General features: G+C 40.4%; 1 protein-coding gene. It reads left to right on the top strand.

Annotated elements, in window-relative coordinates:
- Positions 1-82 precede the first annotated feature (82 nt).
- The coding region (locus KQI32_RS13295; protein ID WP_216426142.1) for an IS3 family transposase at positions 83-592 on the top strand (510 nt) is incomplete at its 3' end.

Genomic DNA, 592 nt, shown 5'->3' with positions numbered 1-592 from the left:
TACAGGAATACAAATACGAAAACAAGAGATTGAAAATGGAGAATGAATTGCTGCGGGATTTTCTCTTGCTCGCAGAAAGGAAGTGAGGACAAGCGTAAAATATAAGGTGGTCTATCGTTACAAAGATAAATATTCAATCAGCGAAATGTGCCAGTTCTTTGGTGTATCTCGCAGCGGATATTACAGTCATGTGTCTCGAATGGATAAGCCTGCATGGGATCTGCCATTAGCCGAAAAGATACGAGAATGTCAGGAAAAATGCGGTAAAACTTACGGTTACCGAAGGGTACATATATGGCTTGAGAGAAACGGTATTTACCGCAACCCTAAAACAGTGTTGCGAGTTATGCAGAAATACGGTTTGTTGTCGGTGATCAGGAGAAAGCGGTACCGCAATTATGGTGAATATTTACATCGTTATCCTAATTTGCTTAACAGAAACTTTCGTGCCGAAAGGCCAAATCAAAAGTGGGTTACAGATATTTCGTACATACACACAAAGCAAGGCGTATTGTATTTGTCGGTCATCAGAGATTTGTTCGACAACAGTATTGTAGCCTACAGGATGGGAACGAAACAAAATGTAAATCTG

Origin of the sequence: Acetivibrio sp. MSJd-27 (assembly GCF_018918095.1) — a bacterium.
Lineage (GTDB): Bacteria > Bacillota > Clostridia > UMGS1840 > HGM11507 > HGM11507.
The sequence above is the reverse complement of the archived record's forward strand: the minus strand, read 5'-3'. Positions and strand labels throughout refer to the sequence as shown.